The following is a 21,536-nucleotide window of genomic DNA, read 5'->3' as shown; positions in this document are numbered from 1 at the left end:
AGGAAGAAAGAATGCACATCCACATTCTCGGGATTTGTGGCACCTTCATGGGCGGTGTCGCCCAGTTGGCCAAGTCCCTGGGCCACACCGTGACCGGTTGCGACGCCAATGTTTACCCTCCCATGAGCACCCAGCTAACCCAAGCCGGTATTGAATTGACCGAGGGTTTTGGTGTGGAACAGCTGGCGATTAAGCCTGACCTGTGGGTAGTTGGCAATGTGGTTTCACGCGGTAACCCGCTGATGGAAGCCATTTTGAACCAGGGGCTGGCTTACACCAGTGGCCCGCAGTGGGTTGGCGAACACATTTTGCGCGGTCGCAAGGTGTTGGCTGTGGCGGGTACGCATGGCAAAACCAGCACCAGTTCCATGTTGGCCTGGGTGTTGCAGCAGGCGGGTTTGAACCCCGGATTTTTGATTGGCGGCGTGCCGGGTGGCTTTGGTGTGTCGGCCACACTGGGGCAGGGCGACTGCTTTGTGATTGAAGCCGACGAATACGACACTGCGTTCTTCGACAAGCGTTCCAAGTTTGTGCATTACCGCCCCGTGGTGGCTGTGTTGAACAACCTGGAGTTTGACCACGCCGATATTTTCCCCGATCTTGCTGCGATTGAAACCCAATTTCACCACCTGGTGCGCACCGTGCCGTCGGAAGGGAGGGTGGTTTGTCCTGCCAATACCGAGTCACTGGAGCGAGTACTGAAACGGGGTTGCTGGACACCAGTTGAGCGTTTTTCCGCCAATGGTGATGAAGCCCCCTGGCAAGCCCGCGTGTTGGGTGCCTCACGATTTGAAGTGTTGAAACACGGTGAAGTGAAAGGCCGGGTGGAATGGGACTGGTCGGGCTTGCACAATGTGAACAATGCCTTGGCGGTGATTGCTGCTGCGCATGCTGTTGGTGTGAAGGTAACGGATGCATGCAAGGCTTTGAGCGAATTCCCGGGTGTAAAGCGCCGCATGGAATTACGCGGCGAAGCGGCGGGTATCAAGGTGTATGACGATTTTGCGCATCACCCCACCGCCATTGCCACCACGCTGGAGGGTGCGAAAGCCCGAATGACAGAAATTGCTGCAGGGGCGGGTGTACCCACGGGCAACTTGATTGCGCTGTTTGAGCCCCGTTCCAACACCATGAAAATGGGAACACTTGCGCAAGCCCTGCCAGCTTCATTTGACGAAGCGCAAGCTGTAGTGTGTTACACCGCGGGCATTCAATGGAATGTGCGTGATACTTTGGGCAGCGTGGGCGAGCGGCTGTTCACCAGCGATGACTTGAACGAAGTGATCGACCATGTTGTTTCCCTGGCGCAGCCCGGTGACTGGGTAGTGGCCATGAGCAATGGTTCGTTTGGCGGCATTCATCAAAAGCTGATCGAAGCCTTGGCCACACGGGTGCGGGCTTGACGCCATTTGCCCTCAATAGCCCGGGCGGCTTTGTGCGCACTTCAGGCGTAGCTGACCTGGTGGTGTATCTGCATGGTTTTCGTTCGTCGTCCAGGTCTGTAAAGGCCCAGAAAATGATCGACTGTTTCGACCAAGCTGGTTTAAGCAGCCACTTGTGGGTGCCCGATTTGCCGGCCTCGCCTGCGCGGGCCATGGCCATGATCGAGCAGCACCTGGATGCGCGTTTGCAAAGCCAGCCCGAGTTGTCATTAACCTTTATTGGCAGTTCTCTTGGCGGTTATTACGCCACTGTGTTGGGCGAATTGCACGCTCAGGCTTCGATTGTGTTGTTGAACCCGGCCATCAAGCCTTATGACGATTTGCAAGACCAAATCGGCAAAAAGAAAGTGTATTTTTCTGACGAGGAAATTGAGTTTGTTCCGGCTTACCTCGGTGATCTAAAGGCCATGGAACAAACCAGCCTGACCGATCCATCGCGCTATTTTTTGGTGGCCGCCCGGGACGATGAAGTACTGAACTGTGACACCATGCTGGCGCGTTATCGCGGTGCGCATCAACTTCACCTGTTGGGTTCTGACCATGCCTTGAGCGATTTCGATGAAATATTGCCCTTCGTGAAACTGGCTGTGGGTTTGCCATGAACGGTGGTGTCGCATGGAGCAGGCATTGCCCGCCAAGCTGGCCTGTGTGGGCCCGAAACTGGGTGAGTACCCCCGGTTCGCTCACCCAGCGTTTGGTGCGCCTGAACCAAGGGTTTAAAGTAGAGCCTGTTGTGCAAGCCAAGGTGTTGATCAAACACGGGCCTGGCGCCAGGGGGCAAAGTGTAACAGGGCAAATGATGCGGCAGAGACTGGTGCGTTTGCATGTGAACAACGCGCCTGTGGTGCTGGCCCAGACTCTGGTTGAAATGGATGGCCCAGTGAATGATTGGCATTTTTGGCGGGGTTTGGGCACCCGCTCATTGGGCACGGTGTTGTTTTCCGACCCGCAGGTAAAGCGGGGCAAACTTTATTTTGCACGTTTGCCTTTGCAGCAGCCTTGGGTGCAACGCTTGTTGCCCCCGGCGATGAAAGCCGAGATGAACAGACAGGGCAACGGCCGTGTGTGGTACGCCCGTTGTGCGCGCTTTTCACGCAAGCCCAACAGAACACCGTTGTGGGTGATGGAAGTATTCCTGCCCCAACTTGAACACTATCTTTAGGACAGTTGATGAATTTGTATTACGAAGAGGCCGGAGCCTTCAAAGTGGGCCGAGTGCTTCAAGAGCAGGGCAACGCCTATCAGGTCGAAACCTTGCATGGCAAGCGCACCAAGGTGAAATCCAACAGTGTGATGCTGAAGTTTGATGCGTTGGAATGTGCTGAGTTCCATGCGCAGGTTGAGGCCTTGGCCAAAGAAGTGGACACCGAGTTTTTGTGGGAATGTTCGCCTGAAGGCGAGTTTGATTTCACAGCCATGGCCCAGGAATATTTTGGCGAAAAGCCCACCGTGGTACAGCAGGCAGCTACCCTTGCGGCTTTGCATGCTGCGCCCATTCATTTTCATCGCAAAGGCAAGGGCATGTACCGTGCAGCCCCGCCAGAAATCTTGCAGGCTGCATTGGCGGGTCTGGAGAAAAAGCGCTTGGCGGCTGAGCAGCAACAGGCTTGGGCCGATGCCTTGGTGCGCCGTGAACTACCCGATGGTTTTGCAAAACAGGCAGCCACACTGCTGGTGCGCCCGGATAAAAACAGCGCTGAATACAAAGCATTGATGTTGGCCTGCACAGAAGCCGGCCGGTCGCCCGATGTGTTGTTGATTGAATGTGGTGCCTTCAAATCGGTACATGAAATGATGCGCGCGCGTTTTGCGGCGGTGTATTTTCCCAAAGGGCCGGAAATTGATTTGCCTGCGCCCGAAGTGCCCGCCGAGTTGACAGAGTTGCCCGTGGCCAATGTGCGTGCTTTCTCGATTGATGACATTTCAACCACGGAAATTGATGATGCATTCAGCGTTGTGTGGCTGGATGAAAAACGCGCGCGCATTGGCGTGCATATTGCAGCGCCTGCGCTCTTGATTTCGCGCGGCAGTCCCTATGACCGCGTGGCCCGCGAGCGCCTGTCCACGGTGTATGCGCCCGGTGACAAAATCACCATGCTGCCCGATCAGGTGGTTGAACTGGCCACCTTGGCTGAAGGGCGTACCGTTCCATCGGTCAGTATTTACGTTGAAGTAAGTACTGAAACTGGTGAACTGATCAGCGAGCCCTACAGCGCCATTGAGCAAGTGCCCATGGCAGCGAACTTGCGCCACAATCACCTGGATGCGGCTTTGTCCAAAGAGGTATTGGAAGACCCCGATTTGCATGAGCTTGAGGTGGTGGGCGAGTTTTTTCCAGCATTGAAAATGCTGTGGAAAAGTTCGTGTGTGCTGCGAATGGAGCGCGAAATTGTGCGCGGGCAGCCTGAGAAGCACACGCGCATTGATTTCAATTTCTATGTGAGCGATGACGGAACCGTTGAAATTCAACCACGCCGCCGCGATGCACCACTGGATTTGTTGGTGGCCGAGTGGATGATTTACGTGAACCGTGAATGGGGTGGCATGCTGGACGAATGCAAGGTCACCGGCATTTATCGTGTGCAGCCGCCCATGGGTCGCGTGCGAATGTCGACCCATGCTGCGCCCCACGTGGGTTTGGGCGTGCCGCAATACGCATGGAGTACGTCGCCATTGCGCCGTTATGTTGATTTGGTGAACCAGCAGCAATTGATTTCGCTGCTTCGCCAGGAACCACCGGTGTACACCGCAACCGATGCGGAATTGCTATCAGCAGTGAACAGTTTTGATGTGACTTACAAGGCTTATGCCGAGTTCCAGCAAAGCATGGAACGCTACTGGTGCCTGCGCTGGATTCAGCAAAAGGGCCGCAAGCAGTTTGACGGTGTGGTGGTGAAAGACGAACTGGTGCGCCTGGACGACATTCCCCTGTTTGTTCGCCTGGTGGGAGTAACTTCGCCAGGCCGCGGCGTGCAGGTTGAGGTTGAGTTGGATCAGGTGGATGAACTCACCTTGACTGTTTCCTGCAAATTGATTGCTTTGAAGAAAGGAACACCCACACGTTTGCTCGATGATGATGAGGAAGAGGAAATTGAACTTCCGCAGGCACCAGTGGCTGTGGTTGATGCAGGTGAGTCAGAGGGGCTGAGTCCGCCTGACGATTCCGTGGGAGGTTCAGCGGCTTGAATTCGCTGCGTGCACCAGTTGGCGAGATAAACCTGAAAAAGGCACTGGTGTTGTCGGTGTTTCTTCACGCCTTGTTGTTGCTGGTGCATTTCTCAAAACCGAAAGCAGACACCGCTTTTAGCCGTCCGCTTGAGGTGATTTTGGTGAATGCGCAATCGCAAAAAACACCCACCGACGCCAAGGTGCTTGCGCAGGTTGCGCTGGATGGTGGCGGGCAAGCCGACAAGGGCCGAGCGACCACCTTGCCCGGGCAAGCCGACGACAAGGTCAACCAGCGCGAACTGATTGCCAGCCAGGAGCGGCTCAAGGAACTGGAAGCCTTGCAGCGAAATTTGGCCGGTGCGGAGTTGCGCACCACACCGCAAAACGAAGTGTTGGACACTCGCCCTGGCAATGATCCGAAAAGCCAGCGCGCGCTTGAAATAAAACGGTTGCAGGCTCAAATTGCCGACAACATCAAAAGCTACAACGAGCGTCCTCGCAAGCATTTTTTCTCGCCACGCACCTCGCCCTATGCCTTTGCAATTTACGAGGAAGCCTGGCGCGCCAAAGTAGAACAGGTGGGCAATGCAAATTACCCCGATGAACTGAAGGGCCGTATTTACGGCAAGCTGAGGTTGACGGCCTATGTGCGCGCAGACGGCACGCTGGAAGACGTGGAGGTAGACCGTTCCTCGGGCTCAGCAGTGCTGGATCGGGCCGCATTGAGAATTTTAAGAATGTCGACACCCTTTCCGCCTTTCCCTTCAGAGATGAGACAGAAGGCCGATATTTTGGCGATTACCCGCACTTGGGTGTTCAGCCGTGACACCATCAGCACAGAGTACTAAGGGCATGGAGATTTCGTGTTGAATGCATTAATCCATCAGGCAGATCGCTACGTCGTGATTGGCAATCCTATCTCACACAGCATGTCGCCTTTCATTCATTCCAATTTTGCAGCGCAGCTTGGTTTGCCGCTGCAATATGAACGCGTGCTGGCGCCTTTGGACGGCTTTGCGCAAACAGTGGCTGCGCTGCAAGCGGCCGGTGTGAAGGGGGCCAACGTGACCGTGCCCTTCAAGCTGGACGCTTTTGCACTGGCCTGCGCCCCACCCAATTCTCTGACACCTGCGGCTGAATTTGCGCAGGCAGCCAACACTCTGAAATTCAATGCCGATGGCACGGTGCTGGCGGATAACACCGATGGCGGCGGCTTGTGCCGCGATTTGAACCGGCAGTTAAATGCTCTGGGTTTGCACCTGGAGCAATGCCAGATATTGATGATTGGTGCTGGTGGCGCAGCCAGTGGTTGCGTTGCGGCTTTTCAGCAAGCGGGTGTTCAGCACCTTACGGTACTTAACCGAACTGTGGACAAAGCGCGCCAGCTGGCGCAGCGTGCGGAGGCCATTGACCTTCCGGCGGCGGGTGGCGGGCTGGATACACCGCCATCACATTTTGATTTGCCCGGTGCGCCTGTCGTGATTGTCAATGCCTCCTCAAGCAGTTTGAAAGGGGACGTACCCGCACTTCACCCGGATTGGTACGAGCGTGCCGTGCTGGTGTACGACATGATGTATGCCGCCGAGCCCACAGCGTTCATTCGATCTCTCAGCAAGCTGGATTTACCATGCAGCGACGGTTTGGGTATGTTGGTGTTTCAAGCCCAACTCGCTTTTGAGGTGTGGACCGGGCAGTCACCCAATGCACTTGAAACCTTAACCAAAGTTCGGCAAGCCTTGCTTGCCAAAGCAAAACAACAATGACCATGGCGCGCAGAAAATCCTCTCCTGGCGGCAGCAAGCGTAAATTCAGTCTGAATCCATTGGTTTGGCTGTGGCGAATTTTCTTTTGGGGGTTTTGTGCTGTCGTGTTGTTGCAGCTTTGGTATTTGGCACAAATTGCGGTGTGGACGCATGTGAACCCCAGCAGCACCAGTTTCATGCAAACCCGTTTGGCTGAAATTCGCAAGACCGAGCCTGGTTTTCAGCTTAAACACGAGTGGGTGCCTTACGACAAAATTTCCCTGAATTTAAAGCGTGCCGTAATCGCCGCTGAAGACAGCGGGTTCATGACCCACAAGGGTGTGGAAATGGAAGCGATCCAACTGGCCATCAAGCGCAATGAGAGACGCGGCAGGGTGACACACGGTGGTTCTACCATTACCCAGCAATTGGCCAAGAACCTGTTCTTGACCAGCAAGCGAAGCTATGTTCGCAAAGGTCAGGAATTGGTCATCGCCTTGATGATTGAGGCGCTTTGGGACAAACGCCGTATTCTGGAGGTGTACCTGAATGTGGTGGAGTGGGGCAATGGCGTGTATGGTGTGCAGGCTGGTGCGAAACACCACTATGGTGTCAGTGCCGCACAATTAAACAGTTACCAGGCGGCGCGCATGGCGGGCATGTTGCCAGCGCCACGCTATTTTGACAAACGCAGAAATTCACCTTTCCTGGCTCGAAAAACCGGAACCCTTCAAAAGCGCATGTACCAAGTGACTGTGCCGAAGTAAACGCAGGGCACTGAACACTTGCACTTTAGCCCAGCAGGGTTTCCCAAAGCTTCCGAATGGGTTTTCGCATCACCATCAATGCTGGGTCGCTGGTGCGTGATTTGTCATGTCCTGCCAGCCGCAAGGCGTGTTGCTTGGCCCGCAGTTGTCGGTAGGCATCAGCCACATAATTGGCAAGCTCAGCCGGCACTAGCCCCAGTTCCCCTGCTTTTTTCAAAAGGGCGATATTGCCTTTGTTCTTGGTCAGTTCAGGGTACTTGTTGGCGAAGCCCAGTACCAAGGCCTGCACCATGAATTCCACATCGACCATGCCACCCAAATCGTGTTTTACATCAAACAGCTCGGTGTGGTTGGGGTGTCCATCCAGCATTTTCTGGCGCATGGTAATCACTTCTTTTTTGACGTCATTCCAGTCGCGGGGCAGTTGTAAAATTTCTTCCCGCAGCGTCTCGAATTTTTTTCCAATTTCAACATCACCCACGCAGAAACGGGCACGGGTCAGTGCCTGGTGTTCCCAAAACCACGCACCCACTCCGCCTTCGCGGCGTTGGTAATCTTCAAACGATGCCACGCTGCTTACCAGCAAGCCTGCCTCGCCGTTGGGGCGCAAGCGAAAATCAGTTTCAAACAAGGTGCCTGCTGCGGTTTGAGTGGTGAGCCAGCGGTTCATGCGCTTGGCCAGTTGGGCGTACAAATCGGGCGCGCGGTCGTCCTCATCCTCAAACAGGAAAATCAGGTCCAGGTCGGAGGAGTAGCCCAACTCTTTGCCGCCGTGTTTGCCATAAGCCACCACTGCAAATCGCGGTTGCGCGCGGTGCCGTTTTGGCAGCTGGTCCCACGCACGTTCCAGAATAATTTCAAGCGTGCAATCGGCCAGTTCGGACAGCAAATCGGATACATGCTCAACAGTCAGCAGATTTTCAAGGTCCTGCGTCAGCACCCTGAACAGTTGTGCATGGTGCTGCTCCCGAATCAGATCCATTTGCCGTTCAAGGTCGGGCTGCCCGTCGGGCAGTTTGGCTTGGTCCAGCAGGTCTCTCAGCTGTTGCTTCCATTGTTTGAAGTCGGGTGGTGTCAGCAAGGTTCGGCTGTCCAGTAACTCATCAAGCAACAGCGGGTGTTTGATCAAAAAGTTGGCAGCCCAAGGGCTGGCCGCAAGCATTCGGCTGACCCGCATGCGGGCAATGGGGTATTCATCCAGCAAACTCAGGTAGGCCCCGCGCCGCGACACGGTTTCAATCAGATCGCAGCAGTAACGCCAGCAGGAGTCTGGCGCTGAGGAAGCGCCTGCTGCCGCCAGCAAAGTGGGCATCAAGCGGTCAACCCGTTCCCGATGTGCACTGGGCAAAGCCTGGTACCGGCTCGATTCAATCAAGTGTTGGTAACGGTCTTGTGCGGCTTTGGGGTTGGTGAATCCCTGGGTCAGGGTGTCTGCCCAAGGCAATTCAAGGCTGGGGGTTTCTTCGTCTTCCTGTTTGTCGCCAAACACCACATCAAAGTGGCTGGCCACGTAATCCATGTGGCGGTTCAAGGCCTTCATGAAGTTGCCCGGGTCTTGAAATCCCATGGATCGTGCAATGCGCAGTACCTCGGTCGGGCTGGCAGGAAGGCGGTGGGTTTGGGCATCGTCCACGTATTGCAGACGGTGTTCAAGGTTGCGCAGAAAGCGATACGCCGCCACCATTTTGTCGTGGTCGTCTTTGGTGATCAGCCCCAATTCCACGCACACTTCCAGCACATCGACCGTACGCCGCAATTGCAGCTTGGGTTCGCGCCCGCCACGAATCAGCTGAAAAGCCTGTGCCGTGAATTCAATTTCACGAATGCCACCGCGCCCCAGTTTGACATGCACCGAGCCTGGGTGTTGGCTTTCCCGCTTGTTCACCTCATTGCGAATTTGCACATGCAGTGCTCGCAAGGCGCGAATGGACCCGAAGTCCAGGTATTTGCGAAATACAAAGGGCCGAACAATGTTGTTCAGGTTGTCCAGGCTTTGTTGAAAAGCGGCATCTTGAGCCGGGTCCACTGCCCAATTCACCACGCGGGCCTTGATCCAGGCATAGCGCTCCCATTCGCGGCCCTGCACCACAAAGTATTCTTCCAGCATATCCAGGCTCACCACCAGTGGGCCAGAATCGCCATTTGGACGAAGGCGCATGTCGACCCGGAATACAAAACCTTCGTCGGTCACTTCCGAAATAATCTTGATGACCCGTTTGCCCACCTGCGTGAAAAATTCTGCATGGGATTGGGTTTTACCCGTGGGGCCTCCGAGGGTTTCTCCATCCTGGTTGTACAAAAAAATCAGGTCGATGTCGCTGGATGCATTCAATTCAAGACCGCCCAGCTTGCCCATGCCAACCACCATCATGCAATCACCATCGGCGGGCTCGCCGAAACGCTCTGCCTGCATTTTGTGGCTGAATTTCAGTGCAATTTGTACGGCGGCATCGGCCAGAAAGGACAAGGCCTCTGTCACTTCGAACAGGTCCACCTTGCCTTGCAGGTCGCGGCGCATGATTTCAATCATGCTGCGTTGCCGAACCAGGCGAAGTTCTGCCATCAGGCTTTTTCGTCGTTTAACTCGCGCGCTTTCTCCAGCCAGGTTTCAATGCAGTTCAAAAGATGATTTTCATCGTGCTCGGTGCTGTCCCATTGTGGAAAACGGTGAAGCCAGCGTTTGGCATATTCGGAGTGGTTGGGCCAAACCTGATGATAGAAATCCAGTGGGTCGTTCATGCGTGTCGTAATAAAGGGGAGCTTGGTTCTACAATAGCGTACTACAGGTGTTGACGATTATTCGGGCGGTATTTCTTGCAGGAAGGAACAAACCAGGCACTGGTGCAACAAGTCAAGGGCAACCCCGCGCTTCGGCGTGCAGGGGCGGTGCTGTTTTGGGTGTTGATTGCGGTGTATACCCCCCTGTGCATGGCCCTGTTGGCCGTCAAGTGGTTGGTCTTGCCTGAAATTGACCACTACCGCCCCGAAATTCAGCAGTACTTGCAAACACAAACAGGCACTGCACTTGAAATTGGCGAGATTCAGGCCAGCTGGCGCGGTTTTGGTCCCTTGCTGGTAGTGCAAAACATTCGCTTGCCCCAAGCCAATGGTGAGCCGGGCTTCACCGCGGATCGGGTTCACTTAACCTGGTCTTTGCCAAGTATTCTTGCCTTCAATCCACGCCTGAAAAACCTGGAAGTGCAATCGCCAGCGCTTAGTGTGGTGCGCAATTCACAGGGTGTAATCGAAGTGGCCGGCATACCCTTGGTCGACGATGGCAGCCAGGGCAACCCCGGGCTGGACTGGTTGTTGGCCCAGCAACGTGTGTTGCTGAGAAACGGCGTGTTGAACTGGCAGGATGCCATGGGGCAATTCCCCGGCGCTCAAGCCATCGAGGCTGAACTGTTGCTGGAAAATGGCCTCAGCCGTCACGAGGCCGGCCTGACTTTAAAATTGCCGGTGCTGGCTCAAACGCCTGTGAACGCGCGCTTGAACTTCAAAACACCGTTGCTGGAGCGCAAGTTGGGCGATGTGTCCAAATGGAAAGGCAGTTTTTATCTCAGTGCTTTGGTGGATCAAACGGAGCCGCTTGAGTCGGTGTTCAAAACTTTCGGTCTGGATGTGGATTTAACCCAGCCACAGGGAAAACTGTGGATCGATTTTGAAGACGGTTTGGTGCAGCGTTCCTTGCTGGATGCCCGAATTGGAAAGTTGCGTTTTTCCAACCCAGAGGTTGAGGCCACCCCTTTTGACATGACTAACACCAGTGCCTTGATCGAGGTGCAAGGTCAGCACGCTTTGTTTGAGCCGAATGCCATTTCGATCCGTCAACTGAAAGGCCAGATTGCCGGGCAAAAACAGTTTGGCCCGACCGATTTGTCCCTAAAGAAAGAAGCAGGTTCAGAGGGGGTGGATTGGGGTGTGCAGATTCAGCAATTGGACGCGGCTCAGGCCCAGGCAATTGTGCTCGAGTTGGGTCCACATTTGGGGCAGCTTCAGCGGCTTGAAGCCTTGAAGTCTTTCGAAGTGGCCGGGCGAATCAACCGTGTGGCGCTGGATTGGCGGACTTCTGGTAACAAGCCCTTTGAGGAATCAGTCTCGTTCAAATCCGATGTTGATTTCAGCAAGCTCACCGTGTTGTATCGCGACCCGTCGCCAAAATCAAACGGACGAATTACCGGGTTCAAGAACCTCAGTGGCACATTCAAAGGCAGCGATTCCAAAGGCGAATGGACCTTGGTTGGCCGCAATTCTGAAATTTCCCTGCCAGAAATATTTGCAGCTGAAACCCTGGCCTTTGATTCCATCGAAGGCCGAGGCGGTTGGCGAGATGTTTTCACGGCCAATCAGCCAGCGGAATTTTCTGTGGAGCAACTGAAGGTCGGCAACACAGACCTTCAGGCCCAGGTTGCGGGCAGTTACCAGTTTCGCCGGGATGAATCGGATGTCATCGACATCCGGGGCACCTTGCCGTCGGCCAATCTTGCGCGTGTAGCCAATTACTTGCCACTGGTGGTTGGGGCCAGTGCGCGTGAATGGCTGACAGAGAATCTGAAAGCGGGCATGGCAAAAAACGGTCAGTTTGAATTGTCAGGCCGCTTGAGCGACTTTCCCTTTGCGGATCCCAAACACCCAGGTGTGTTTAGAATCGATGTGCCTTTTGAAAACGGTGAACTGACTTATGCCCCCGGCTGGCCCGGCATTCAGAAAGTGAATGGCAAGGCCTTGTTTATTGGCAAACGCATGTTGATTGAAGCGGAGCAAGCTGAAACTTCCGGGGTAGGCCTGAAAGGCGTGCAAGCGACCATTGACAACCTGGACGCTTGGGAACCACTGCTTGAAATTAAAGGGCAAGGCCAAGGCGATTTGGGCAAAATGGTGGCCTTTGTGAATCAAAGCCCGGTGCGTGAAATATTGAACGAGGCACTTGTTAATGCACAGGTGGAAGGCAATGCCAACCTCGATTTGCGTTTGAATATTCCGATTGCTGATCCTGAAAAAACACAGGTCAAGGGCGACCTGAAATTGAAAGGCAATTCCATCCGAGTGGTGCGGGGCATGCCGGTGGTCAGCAATGTGGATGGCGTCATCCAGTTTTCCAACAAAGGTTTGTTTATTGACCAACTTCAAGGCCAAGCCCTGGGCGGGCCAGTGGTGGTGAAAGGCACCACAGATGCCAATGGGCGTATGGAAATTCGGGCCAATGGCACTGCGCGTGCCAAGGGCTTGGCCCAGTATTTGAACCCCCTGAGTGAGCCTTACCTGGCTGGCAGCACGCCGTATTCGGTGCTCGTGGCCACTCGTGAGAATGGCGTGGCGGTGGATGTGAACAGTCAGTTGCAGGGCTTGGAGGTGAAATTGCCTGCGCCTTTCGCCAAAAAAGCAGATGCCAGATTGCCCTTCAAATTGAACCAAAACGCCACAGCCCAGGGTGAACGTTGGCAAGTGGATTTGGGCCCCGATGCGAAACCGCTGGCACAACTTCGTGCGATTGTTCTGGAACAGGCGGGTCAAGCGGGTATTGATTCCATGCAGTTCGCCATCGGTGCGCCCCTGGCGGCCCCCACAGCAGGAATACAAGGCGACATTCGGGTGCCTGCAATCGATTTGGACACTTGGCGCTCTATTTTCAATGACATCACCTCGGCCCCGGGCAACAAGGGCTTGATGGGCGAGTTGATGGGTGACCCCACCGCTGACACCGACATCAAGTTAAAGGTGGGTATCCGCACCGAACGCCTGAATGTGGGCAGCAAATCATTTGAAGGCGTGTCGGTAGCGGCCCGCACGGTCGAAAAACGATGGCAGTTTGATGTGAAAGCCAAGGGGGTTGATGGTTATCTGTCCTGGATTTCTGACAAACAAAGGCCTGATGGTGCTGTGTTGGCGCGTTTTAAAACGCTGGTCATTCCCAAAACGCTCGACAGTGATCTACGTGATTTGGTGGAGGAGCCCGCCTCCAGCATTCCAGCTTTGGATGTGCAGGTGGACAATTTCACCTTGAATGATTTGGCTCTGGGCAGCCTGAAATTAATCGCGGTGAACCAAACCCGTGAAGAACAGGCGCGCGCCGCTCTGGGTCAACGCCCGAAAGAATGGAAACTGGAAGAACTCCGCATTGAAAACCCGGAATCGATTACCCGGGCCAAAGGAGTTTGGCAGTACGGTGAAAACCTGAAAAATCAGCGCACCGACATTGAAGTGGACCAAACCGTGAAGAATGCGGGTGGCTTGTTAACCCGACTCGGCATGGCCGGGGTTTTTCAGGGTGGTGAAGGTACGCTGCTTGGGCGATTGCGCTGGAATGATGCGCCCACGAATATTGACTACGGCAGCTTGAGCGGGCAATTCAAGCTGAAAAGCAGCAAGGGGCAGTTTTTGAAAGCAGACCCTGGCGTGGCCAAATTGCTGGGCGTACTTTCCTTGCAAAGTATTCCGCGTCGATTCACGCTCGATTTCAAGGATGTGTTTTCCGAGGGCTTTGCCTACGACACCATGGAGGCCGATGTGGCCATGAAAGAGGGCATTGCCAGCACCCAGAACTTCAAAATGACCGGACCTAGCGCCACCGTGTTGATGGACGGAAAACTGGACCTGGAAAGCGAAACGCAAAACCTGAATGTGGTTGTGTTGCCAGACCTGAACCCCGCCGGCGGTTCACTGATCTACTCTGTGATTGCAGCCAACCCGGCGGTGGGTATTGCATCATTGATTGCCGATTTTGTGCTGAAAGATCCGCTTTCGAAAATCTTCTCCTTCCAGTACAAGGTGAGCGGCCCGTGGGTGGCCCCGGTTATTGAGCGTGTGCGCAGGGGCGATCCGGTCACCCCGCCCACCAACGACACCAACACAAGGAATTAGCATGAGCAAGTCCATGACCGTTGCAAGCCTGCAAATGATTGCCACCCCTGACCTTGAACGGAATCTGGACATCGCACAGCGTTTGATCGGGCATGCTGCAAAGCAAGGCGCACGCATGGTGTTGCTGCCTGAATATTTTTGCTTGATGGGCCACAAAGACACCGACAAGCTGGCGATTGCAGAGCCTATCGGCAATGGTCCGATCCAGCAATTTCTGGCCGATCAGGCCGTGGTACGTAACTTACACATTGTGGCGGGTACCCTGCCAATTGCCAGCGAGGTGGACGGCCGTGTGTACAACACCACGCTGGTATTCAATCCGCAAGGCGAATGCACGGCCCGCTACGACAAAATTCACCTGTTTTGTTTCACCAAAGGGCAGGAAAGCTACGACGAAGCGCGCGTGCTACTTCCCGGAAAAACACCTGTGGTGGCCGATGTGGAGGGCTTCAAAATAGGCTTGTCCGTATGCTACGACTTGCGTTTCCCAGAACTTTACCGTGCCATGGGACCTGTTGATTTGATCGTGATGCCCGCTGCATTCACCTATACCACTGGCCGCGCTCACTGGGAGGTGTTGATGCGTGCCCGCGCCATTGAAAACCAGTGTTATGTGCTGGCTTGCGGTCAGGGCGGTGTGCACGAGAATGGGCGCCGCACCTGGGGCCATTCCATGCTGGTCAACCCGTGGGGCGAGGTCGAGAATGTGTTGGAAGAAGGCGAGGGTGTGGTGCTGGGCCAGCTTGACCCTGCTAAGATAGTCGATGTGCGAAACAGCTTGCCCGCGCTTACGCACCGCGTGCTTTAAAGGATTCAACATGAAAGTAGTAGACCCCGCCATCGCCAACCTGGCCACCGCCCAAAGCCTGTTGTGGACCCCCTACGGTATCGACGAAGGCCACATTCAAAAGGCCTTTGGTGAAATTTTTTCCCACAAGGTGGATTTCGCCGACCTGTACTTTCAGTACGGTTGCATTGAAGGTTGGTCGCTCGATGAAGGCATTGTGAAATCGGGCAGCTACAACATTGAGCAGGGCGTGGGTGTGCGCGCTGTCAGCGGTGATAAAACTGCTTTTGCCTATTCCGACGACATCGCCTTCAAACCCATCTTGGCAGCGGCGAAATCGGTGCGTGAAATTGCAAGCTTGGGTAAAACAGCCAATCGCAACCTGAAAACTGGCAAGGGCTTCGCTGGCGCTGAAAGCCGGGCACTCTACAGCCCTCTGAACCCGATTCCCACGCTGACATCGACTGAAAAAGTAGACCTGCTCAAGCGTCTTGAGCAATTCGCACGCAAGCGCGACAAGCGCGTGAAGCAAGTGATGGCCAATATTGTGGGCGCCTATGATGTGGTACTGGTGGCTCGCAGTGACGGTGTACTCGCCGCAGATGTGCGCCCCTTGGTGCGTGTGAACGTGAGTGTGGTGGTAGAACAAAAAGGCCGTCGTGAAACTGGTTCATCGGGTGCTGGTGGCCGTTACGACTTTGCACAGTTTACAGACGCGTTTTTGATGCACCATGCCCACACTGCAGTAGACCAAGCCTTGATCAATCTGGAAGCCCGCCCAGCACCGGCAGGCTTGCAGACCGTGGTGCTGGGTTCTGGCTGGCCCGGTATTTTGTTGCATGAAGCGATTGGCCACGGTCTGGAAGGTGACTTCAACCGCAAAGGCAGTAGCGCATTTTCAGGCATGATTGGCCAGCGCGTGGCCGCCAAGGGGGTCACGATTGTTGATGATGGTACTTTGGCCAGCCGCCGGGGTTCGTTGAACATTGACGACGAAGGCAACAAAACCGAATGCACCACCTTGATTGAAGACGGTATTTTGAAGGGCTACATTCAAGACATTACGAACGCAAGGCTCATGAAAATGCCGGTCACCGGCAACGGTCGCCGCGAGAGCTTTGCGCATTTGCCCATGCCCCGCATGACCAACACTTACATGTTGAACGGCGACAAAACGCCTGAGGAAATTATCGCCAGTGTGAAAGACGGTGTGTACGCCGTGAACTTTGGCGGAGGTCAGGTCGATATTACCAGTGGCAAGTTTGTATTTTCAGCTTCGCTGGCCTACAAAATTGAAAACGGCAAAATCACTTACCCACTCAAGGGTGCAACCTTGATCGGTAACGGCCCAGAGTCGCTCACGAAAATTTCAATGGTGGGCAACGACATGGCGCTTGACGATGGCGTGGGCACTTGCGGCAAGGAAGGTCAAAGCGTACCTGTTGGTGTGGGCCAGCCCACCCTGCGCATCGATGGGCTGGTGATGGGCGGTACGCAGTAATTCAGCGCGGCATGCCGTAAGGGTCGATCGCATCGTCTTGCGCCCATTCTGCATGCAAGGCAGCCAGGTTGCCTTGGTCCCCGGGCTGTGGGCCCTGCAGCAGGTCTATGTCTCCTGTAAGCCGGTAGAGCAAATTGGTGTCAATAGCCTGCTTTGACAAAGACCAAGGCCCCAACGGTGTTGTCACCAGCAAGTTGCTCGGACCTTGCTCAAGCAAATGGCTTGCGATTTCGAGCGCCTCGAAGCAGCTGTTGTCCAATGAAATGGCCAAACGAGTAACTTCTCTGGCGTTGTGTCGCACTTCATCAGTACAGTTCTCCAGTTTACGAAGAAAATCCGCATGACCCTCATCGGGTTCCAGGAACGTGCTTTTGAGTTGTTGTGTGGCTGAAACGGCGACAGCCTGCGCTTGCGGCAACACCATCCATGCCATGTAGAAATTGTTGACTAGCGGAATTAATGTCGCAGTCTGCCCCCTGATTTGTGTGGCCAGAGCCTTACTGCTTCCACGGTGGGGCGTTGTTGGGCCTGGGGAGGTGCTGGGGCAAAATTCAATGGGTTCACTTGAATTGGGTTGATTCCGTTCATGCTCATGATTCGTCGGTGGTGTATTGAAATTGAACGCCTGAGTGGACTCAAAGCTGTCAAAGTTCCTTGTTTTTCAGTGGGATGCCAACCACACCCACCCGTGACTTGTTAGAATTTGGTTTAGCGCGCTTGCACAGCGGCCATGAATTGATTACATTTAAAAGATGAACACGAATTTCGCGCACTCTTTTTATGCTTTTTTTGGCTTCTTTGCCTGGTTTGGGCAAGCGGCGGAAGAGGGTTGTGCGTAAAAACACATAGTTCGAACAGATCCCAAAACCGCCAGGCCTGAACCTCCTGGCGGTTTTTTTTTGAACCGACACTTTGAACAAAAAGCGCGCCAGCATTCAGGAGAATTGGCATGAACACGGTAACAGACGACTTGAGAATCAAAGAAATTAAAGAACTGATCACCCCTGCGGCCTTGATCGCAGACGTGCCCATTACCCCCGCAATTGCTGACACAGTCGCAGGTTGCCGTACCGCTTTGCACAAAATTCTGCATGGTGGCGACGACCGTTTGATCGTGGTGATGGGGCCTTGCTCCATTCACGACGTGAAAGCGGCCATGGAGTACGCCAACAAGCTGAAGGTGTACCGCGAAAAATACGCGGAAGACCTGGAAATTGTGATGCGTGTTTATTTTGAGAAGCCCCGCACCACCGTGGGTTGGAAGGGTTTGATCAATGACCCCAATCTGGACGGCAGTTTCGAGATTAACAAAGGCCTGCGCATGGCGCGTGAAGTGCTGCTGAACATCAACGGCCTTGGTTTGCCCGCTGGCACTGAATTTCTCGACATGATCACCCCACAGTACATTGCTGATTTGGTCAGCTGGGGCGCCATTGGTGCCCGCACCACTGAAAGCCAGATTCACCGTGAGTTGTCATCGGGCCTAAGCTGCCCGGTCGGTTTCAAGAATGGCACAGACGGCAACGTGAAAATTGCCGTGGATGCCATCAAAGCTGCTCAGCACCCGCACCACTTTTTAAGTGTGACCAAGGAAGGGCGTAGCGCCATTGTGAGCACCTCGGGCAACGAAGATTGCCACATTATTTTGCGTGGCGGGAAGGGCCCGAACTACGATGCAGCGTCTGTTGAGGCAGCTGCGGCTGATATTGGCAAGGCGGGTCTCGCCGCCCGAATCATGATTGATGCAAGCCATGGCAACAGCAGCAAGGTGCCGAAGAACCAGGTAGGCGTGTGCGAAAACATTGCTGAACAACTGGCTGCCGGTGACGCCCGTATTATGGGCGTGATGGTTGAAAGCCATTTGGTGGAAGGTCGCCAGGACCTTGAACCCGGCAAGCCTTTGACTTACGGCCAAAGCATCACCGATGGTTGCGTGGGCTGGGACGACAGCCTGCAAGTACTGGAAACCTTGGCACAAGGTGTGCGCAAACGCAGGTTGGCTCAGGTTGTCTGATATCTGGTTTTAATCGCCGCCAACTGTTGGTGTAGTTCAGAAAATCCCGCCGGGTTCAAACCCCCGAGCGGGATTTTTGTTGTGCAGAACGGATTGAGTTTTGTTGATAAATCGAACTTCTTTTTTGGTTGGTTAACAGACTTATCCTTTTCACAAATTTGAGGACTATTCAAGATGTATTCAAGTTCTGTTGCTACCAGCAACCCGGTTGTTGAGCAATTCAATATCAACAAACAAAACTTAAGTAACCTGAAACGAGATATCTCTCCCTTGGTCAATGCAGCATCTGAGTTGGCGCAAACTGCGCGAGATATGAGAGCACATGTGGTGGCGACCACAGGTAGCTCCAAAGCCCTGATATTTTCTCCCCAAGGGGATTCAATTCAATCCAAACAATTAATCAAATTATTGGATGGAGCGAAAGATACACTCAAAAGTTTTGCGTCAAAAGCAAAAAGCCTCGACCAGGAAGTAGATTTCTTTTCGAATCATCAAGATGGTTTGTTCCAAGGCAATGTCGCGGCGATTCCTCAAGCTCACAAGGTAAATTGGTGCACAGGTCAAGTGGAAAAGATATTGAAACGAGCAAGCAAGCTTGGTGCAGACCAGGGGCCCAAGGTAACTACAGCCGTCAACAACCTGAGAATCGCTGCGCAATATACTCGCCAAAATATCCAATCGGATTTGGATACAAACGTTGTGGCTTTGAACAGGAATATTCATTAATTTTCCGATGAGAAATAACATGCCAATTGAACAAATAGCGAATTGTTGGGGTGTTAGCTCAAGGGAATTGATTGTGCCCAGGCCATTTATGCAACGATGTGCGAAAAAGTGCTTGGCGGATAATTCGTGATAGTCGTACCGCGAAAGCTTGCTTAGCGGGCTTTCGTGTTTTATTGATTTTCTCGAATTAATTGAATTCGTTCTTCAGCACCTGGGTGACTGTCCAGATAGGACGAGTCGGTAGAACCCGAACCATCCAGGCTGCCGAGCTTTTCATGTAGCAATTCAAGTGCGGCAAGGTCGCGCCCTTGTTTAACAAACAGTTCAATTGCAAACAAATCAGCTTCCCGTTCAAATTCTCTGCTGTAGTGCTGCGCAATCAATTGCGTGCCCAAGGTGCTGATCAGGACTGAAACATCACCTGAAAAAATGGCAATTGCGGTTCCAGCCAGAGCGTTTTGCAGCAATCGGCGGAACATGTGCCGAAGTTGAATATGCCCCAACTCATGCGCCAAAACACCAGGAATGGTCTTCGCCGGTAGGAAGTTCAAAAGTTCGTCGGTTAAAACAATGGTGCCGTCGGGTAAGGCAAAGGCGTTGGGACCAATTTTACTGCTGCGAAACGCAAGCCTGACATGGGACAACTCTGCGCGGCCTGCGATGAGTGAGTTCAGTTGCTGCTGGTAGGTAGATTTCGCCTGATCGTCTAGATTGCTGGGTTGAAAAATAACATCATCCAGCTCAATCAACACGTTTCCCATTAATTCCGACAGCTTGGCTGGTGGTGTGGCAAACGCGATCCATTTGCTGATCAAAGGCAAGCCTTGGCCGTAAAGGCCAATTGCAAACGCGATAGACGCGATGCCAATAAGTAGCCATTGAGTGGGGTGGTATTGAACTTTTTCAAACCAGCTTAAGGAAAGTACTTTCCAGGATTGCAGGGTGCTTGAGCAGCTTTCCCTATCAAATTCGAGTGTGCCCCCGTTGGGCAAATCAAGCACAATTGGCGCATTGCCGAAGCTTTCCGGGCGCTTGATATTGCGCAAAGCAAAGGCATGTTTTGTATCGTTGACCAAAAACACCAATTGCCCAGCATCGTTGTAGACATTCACGGGGGTACCTTTCAGTACCTCCCCGTTAAAGTAAATGGCCGGTAAAGCAGTGGGATGCGGGTTTGATCTCAAATGCCAAGTTCCAAACCAAGTGCATCCCCCATGCTGTCACCGAAAGCTTTTTGTTTGCTCTGCTCTTCTCGCATAATCTCGTCGATGCTGCCCACGGGGACGAATGCCATGTGTGTAATTCTGTAGCGTGTTGAGCGAATTCGTGCGAATGGAAGAAACAAACCCATGGTGCAAACAATCAGGAGAATATTGCTGATGTGGATCCATGTGGCCGCGATTGGGCTCGCCGTGCTTTTGAACCGATGCTGGTTTGCAAGTGTGGTGTTGTTCCACATCAGGTTGTCAATGGCGGTTTTCAAATAGGCGCCGAATGCAAACAATACGAGATAAGCCAGCAATGCAATTGCGCCGAGGCTTGAAAGCATGGCCATGGCTTGCATGGCCACATGTGCTTGTTCTTGCGCAGCGCTGTCTTCTGTCGTGGGGGTTTCTTCACTCAAGGGCATCGAGAAATCGAACGCGTCGGTGAATAGGCTCATGTTGATGGCAAATGCAGCAATGGCCAGAAGAAACAAAGCCAGGCCAGCCAAAAATGTTGATTTCAGGGTGGTTTTGCCAAATTCGCCAAACTGAGCGCCGCACTTCAGCTCGGCGTTGCCGAAGTTTGAGTGATTCATGACAAACAAGCGCAGGCCGCTGATGAACATGGCGAGAATGAATGCAATGCCAGTGCCTAGCAACAGTGAGGCTGCAATGATCATCAGGACTGAGGTTACCCCAGAGAATTCCAGGTTGATCAGCCCTCTACCGATTCCGAGCACCATGCCAAGCACCACAAAAAAGCCCAGACTGATCAAAATGGTGACTATCAATTTGCCATAGGCCCTTTTAGCTGCGCCGTTGAAGCGGAAGCGCAACCCCCTATAGCTGCTGTTAGCCAAGTGAAAACGCAGGCTCATGACCAGAAACAGTGGCATCAGGAAAATCACCGACAACATGATCAAGCCCGCAAAACCTGGGGAGTAAGCCGATGAAAACAGGTAGGTCAGTGCGATGCAGACAACCAGCAAATTGCCTTTCAGTATTGCTTTGGGGTCGCCGTGATAGTCAAACCTGTTGCCGTTTAATTCAGTGGATTGGTAGAAATACTTGCGGGTTCGCACTTTGGCCCATGCCGCGTAAATACCCAAGGTTGCGATGGTGAGTACAAGGTTTACAAGCCAGATTTTGAAATATTCGCGGCCTGCGCCATGAAAAATGAACTTGTCAGGGGTGTTGGTATCGAGCATGGACTAACAGCCAATCATGTAAACAAAGTAAGTGACTTTGCCGCACCGGAAAGTTCATTTGTACGTTTCCCCGCAGAGAGGTACCAAGAAGGAACCATTCTTGTATGTTTCCCCA

18 protein-coding genes are annotated in these 21,536 nt (G+C 53.5%); 12 read left to right on the top strand and 6 right to left on the bottom strand.

Annotated features, from left to right (window positions below; genetic code table 11):
* The first annotated feature begins 11 nt into the window (after positions 1-11).
* The 7 genes from mpl to mtgA are packed head-to-tail and all read left to right on the top strand — an operon-like array spanning position 12 to position 7,119.
* Positions 12-1,403, top strand: coding sequence for a UDP-N-acetylmuramate:L-alanyl-gamma-D-glutamyl-meso-diaminopimelate ligase (gene mpl / locus BSZ31_RS01455; protein WP_105027228.1), 1,392 nt, complete (start codon positions 12-14; stop codon positions 1,401-1,403).
* Positions 1,400-2,044 (top strand): YqiA/YcfP family alpha/beta fold hydrolase, encoded by a 645-nt coding sequence (locus BSZ31_RS01450; RefSeq protein WP_168426800.1) that lies wholly within the window; start codon positions 1,400-1,402, stop codon positions 2,042-2,044. The genes mpl and BSZ31_RS01450 overlap by 4 nt, the downstream gene beginning before the upstream one ends.
* Positions 2,041-2,604 carry a chorismate lyase gene (locus BSZ31_RS01445; protein WP_105027226.1) on the top strand — a complete coding sequence of 188 codons (564 nt, stop codon included), beginning with the start codon at positions 2,041-2,043 and terminating at the stop codon, positions 2,602-2,604. The genes BSZ31_RS01450 and BSZ31_RS01445 overlap by 4 nt, the downstream gene beginning before the upstream one ends.
* Before the next feature lie 8 nt (positions 2,605-2,612).
* Complete coding sequence (locus BSZ31_RS01440) at positions 2,613-4,628, top strand: ribonuclease catalytic domain-containing protein (RefSeq protein ID WP_105027225.1); 2,016 nt, start codon at positions 2,613-2,615, stop codon at positions 4,626-4,628.
* Positions 4,625-5,458 carry an energy transducer TonB gene (locus BSZ31_RS01435; RefSeq protein ID WP_105027224.1) on the top strand — a complete coding sequence of 278 codons (834 nt, stop codon included), beginning with the start codon at positions 4,625-4,627 and terminating at the stop codon, positions 5,456-5,458. Before BSZ31_RS01440 ends, BSZ31_RS01435 begins: the two co-directional genes overlap by 4 nt.
* A gap of 15 nt (positions 5,459-5,473) precedes the next feature.
* Complete coding sequence (gene aroE / locus BSZ31_RS01430) at positions 5,474-6,373, top strand: shikimate dehydrogenase (RefSeq protein WP_240605618.1); 900 nt, start codon at positions 5,474-5,476, stop codon at positions 6,371-6,373.
* Positions 6,370-7,119 carry a monofunctional biosynthetic peptidoglycan transglycosylase gene (gene mtgA / locus BSZ31_RS01425; protein WP_105027222.1) on the top strand — a complete coding sequence of 250 codons (750 nt, stop codon included), beginning with the start codon at positions 6,370-6,372 and terminating at the stop codon, positions 7,117-7,119. Before aroE ends, mtgA begins: the two co-directional genes overlap by 4 nt.
* A gap of 25 nt (positions 7,120-7,144) precedes the next feature.
* Here the strand turns inward: mtgA and glnE are convergent, their stop codons facing one another.
* Both glnE and BSZ31_RS16795 read right to left on the bottom strand, forming a co-directional pair.
* The gene (glnE, locus tag BSZ31_RS01420; protein WP_105027221.1) at positions 7,145-9,682 is read right to left on the bottom strand and encodes a bifunctional [glutamate--ammonia ligase]-adenylyl-L-tyrosine phosphorylase/[glutamate--ammonia-ligase] adenylyltransferase; all 2,538 of its coding nucleotides are present in this window, start codon (positions 9,680-9,682) and stop codon (positions 7,145-7,147) included.
* Positions 9,682-9,858: a hypothetical protein gene (locus BSZ31_RS16795; protein ID WP_168426799.1), complete on the bottom strand. Its 177-nt coding sequence runs from the start codon at positions 9,856-9,858 to the stop codon at positions 9,682-9,684. The genes glnE and BSZ31_RS16795 overlap by 1 nt, the downstream gene beginning before the upstream one ends.
* 75 nt (positions 9,859-9,933) lie before the next feature.
* Between BSZ31_RS16795 and BSZ31_RS01415 the strand changes: the two genes are divergently transcribed.
* The 3 genes from BSZ31_RS01415 to tldD are packed head-to-tail and all read left to right on the top strand — an operon-like array spanning position 9,934 to position 16,268.
* Complete coding sequence (locus BSZ31_RS01415) at positions 9,934-13,980, top strand: YhdP family protein (protein WP_105027220.1); 4,047 nt, start codon at positions 9,934-9,936, stop codon at positions 13,978-13,980.
* Position 13,981: 1 nt separating this feature from the next.
* Positions 13,982-14,788 (top strand): carbon-nitrogen hydrolase family protein, encoded by an 807-nt coding sequence (locus BSZ31_RS01410; protein WP_105027219.1) that lies wholly within the window; start codon positions 13,982-13,984, stop codon positions 14,786-14,788.
* Positions 14,789-14,798: 10 nt separating this feature from the next.
* Complete coding sequence (gene tldD / locus BSZ31_RS01405; protein ID WP_105027218.1) at positions 14,799-16,268, top strand: metalloprotease TldD; 1,470 nt, start codon at positions 14,799-14,801, stop codon at positions 16,266-16,268.
* A 1-nt stretch (position 16,269) separates the two neighbouring features.
* Here tldD and BSZ31_RS01400 read toward each other — a convergent pair whose 3' ends face one another.
* The gene (locus tag BSZ31_RS01400) at positions 16,270-16,701 is read right to left on the bottom strand and encodes a hypothetical protein (protein ID WP_105027217.1); all 432 of its coding nucleotides are present in this window, start codon (positions 16,699-16,701) and stop codon (positions 16,270-16,272) included.
* Positions 16,702-16,912: 211 nt separating this feature from the next.
* Positions 16,913-17,203 (bottom strand): hypothetical protein, encoded by a 291-nt coding sequence (locus BSZ31_RS01395; protein ID WP_105027216.1) that lies wholly within the window; start codon positions 17,201-17,203, stop codon positions 16,913-16,915.
* A gap of 14 nt (positions 17,204-17,217) precedes the next feature.
* On the opposite strand from BSZ31_RS01395, the gene aroG reads away from it, so the two are divergent.
* Both aroG and BSZ31_RS01385 read left to right on the top strand, forming a co-directional pair.
* Entirely contained in the window at positions 17,218-18,282 is a 1,065-nt protein-coding gene (gene aroG / locus BSZ31_RS01390) for a 3-deoxy-7-phosphoheptulonate synthase AroG (protein WP_105027215.1), read from the top strand.
* Positions 18,283-18,456: 174 nt separating this feature from the next.
* Positions 18,457-19,008, top strand: coding sequence for a hypothetical protein (locus BSZ31_RS01385; protein ID WP_105027214.1), 552 nt, complete (start codon positions 18,457-18,459; stop codon positions 19,006-19,008).
* A 170-nt stretch (positions 19,009-19,178) separates the two neighbouring features.
* Here the strand turns inward: BSZ31_RS01385 and BSZ31_RS01380 are convergent, their stop codons facing one another.
* Positions 19,179-20,120, bottom strand: coding sequence for a M48 family metallopeptidase (locus BSZ31_RS01380; protein WP_105027213.1), 942 nt, complete (start codon positions 20,118-20,120; stop codon positions 19,179-19,181).
* Positions 20,121-20,188: 68 nt separating this feature from the next.
* Positions 20,189-21,421, bottom strand: a complete 1,233-nt coding sequence (locus BSZ31_RS01375) for a YjgN family protein (protein ID WP_105027212.1) — start codon at positions 21,419-21,421, stop codon at positions 20,189-20,191.
* Positions 21,422-21,536 lie beyond the last annotated feature (115 nt).

The sequence above is a fragment of the Limnobacter sp. SAORIC-690 genome, assembly GCF_002954425.1.
Lineage (GTDB): Bacteria > Pseudomonadota > Gammaproteobacteria > Burkholderiales > Burkholderiaceae_B > Limnobacter > Limnobacter profundi.
Note: the sequence above shows the minus strand (reverse complement) of the source record. Positions and strands in the feature narration are given on the sequence as shown.

Coding starts and splice junctions, on each gene's coding strand:
- aroG (WP_105027215.1), top strand. CDS start 17,218: ATGAACACGGTAACAGACGACTTGAGAATCAAAGAAATTAAAGAACTG.
- BSZ31_RS01400 (WP_105027217.1), bottom strand. CDS start 16,701: ATGGCATGGATGGTGTTGCCGCAAGCGCAGGCTGTCGCCGTTTCAGCC.
- BSZ31_RS01410 (WP_105027219.1), top strand. CDS start 13,982: ATGAGCAAGTCCATGACCGTTGCAAGCCTGCAAATGATTGCCACCCCT.
- glnE (WP_105027221.1), bottom strand. CDS start 9,682: ATGGCAGAACTTCGCCTGGTTCGGCAACGCAGCATGATTGAAATCATG.
- mtgA (WP_105027222.1), top strand. CDS start 6,370: ATGACCATGGCGCGCAGAAAATCCTCTCCTGGCGGCAGCAAGCGTAAA.
- tldD (WP_105027218.1), top strand. CDS start 14,799: ATGAAAGTAGTAGACCCCGCCATCGCCAACCTGGCCACCGCCCAAAGC.
- BSZ31_RS01440 (WP_105027225.1), top strand. CDS start 2,613: ATGAATTTGTATTACGAAGAGGCCGGAGCCTTCAAAGTGGGCCGAGTG.
- mpl (WP_105027228.1), top strand. CDS start 12: ATGCACATCCACATTCTCGGGATTTGTGGCACCTTCATGGGCGGTGTC.
- BSZ31_RS16795 (WP_168426799.1), bottom strand. CDS start 9,858: ATGAACGACCCACTGGATTTCTATCATCAGGTTTGGCCCAACCACTCC.
- BSZ31_RS01385 (WP_105027214.1), top strand. CDS start 18,457: ATGTATTCAAGTTCTGTTGCTACCAGCAACCCGGTTGTTGAGCAATTC.
- BSZ31_RS01395 (WP_105027216.1), bottom strand. CDS start 17,203: ATGCTGGCGCGCTTTTTGTTCAAAGTGTCGGTTCAAAAAAAAACCGCC.
- BSZ31_RS01445 (WP_105027226.1), top strand. CDS start 2,041: ATGAACGGTGGTGTCGCATGGAGCAGGCATTGCCCGCCAAGCTGGCCT.
- BSZ31_RS01375 (WP_105027212.1), bottom strand. CDS start 21,421: ATGCTCGATACCAACACCCCTGACAAGTTCATTTTTCATGGCGCAGGC.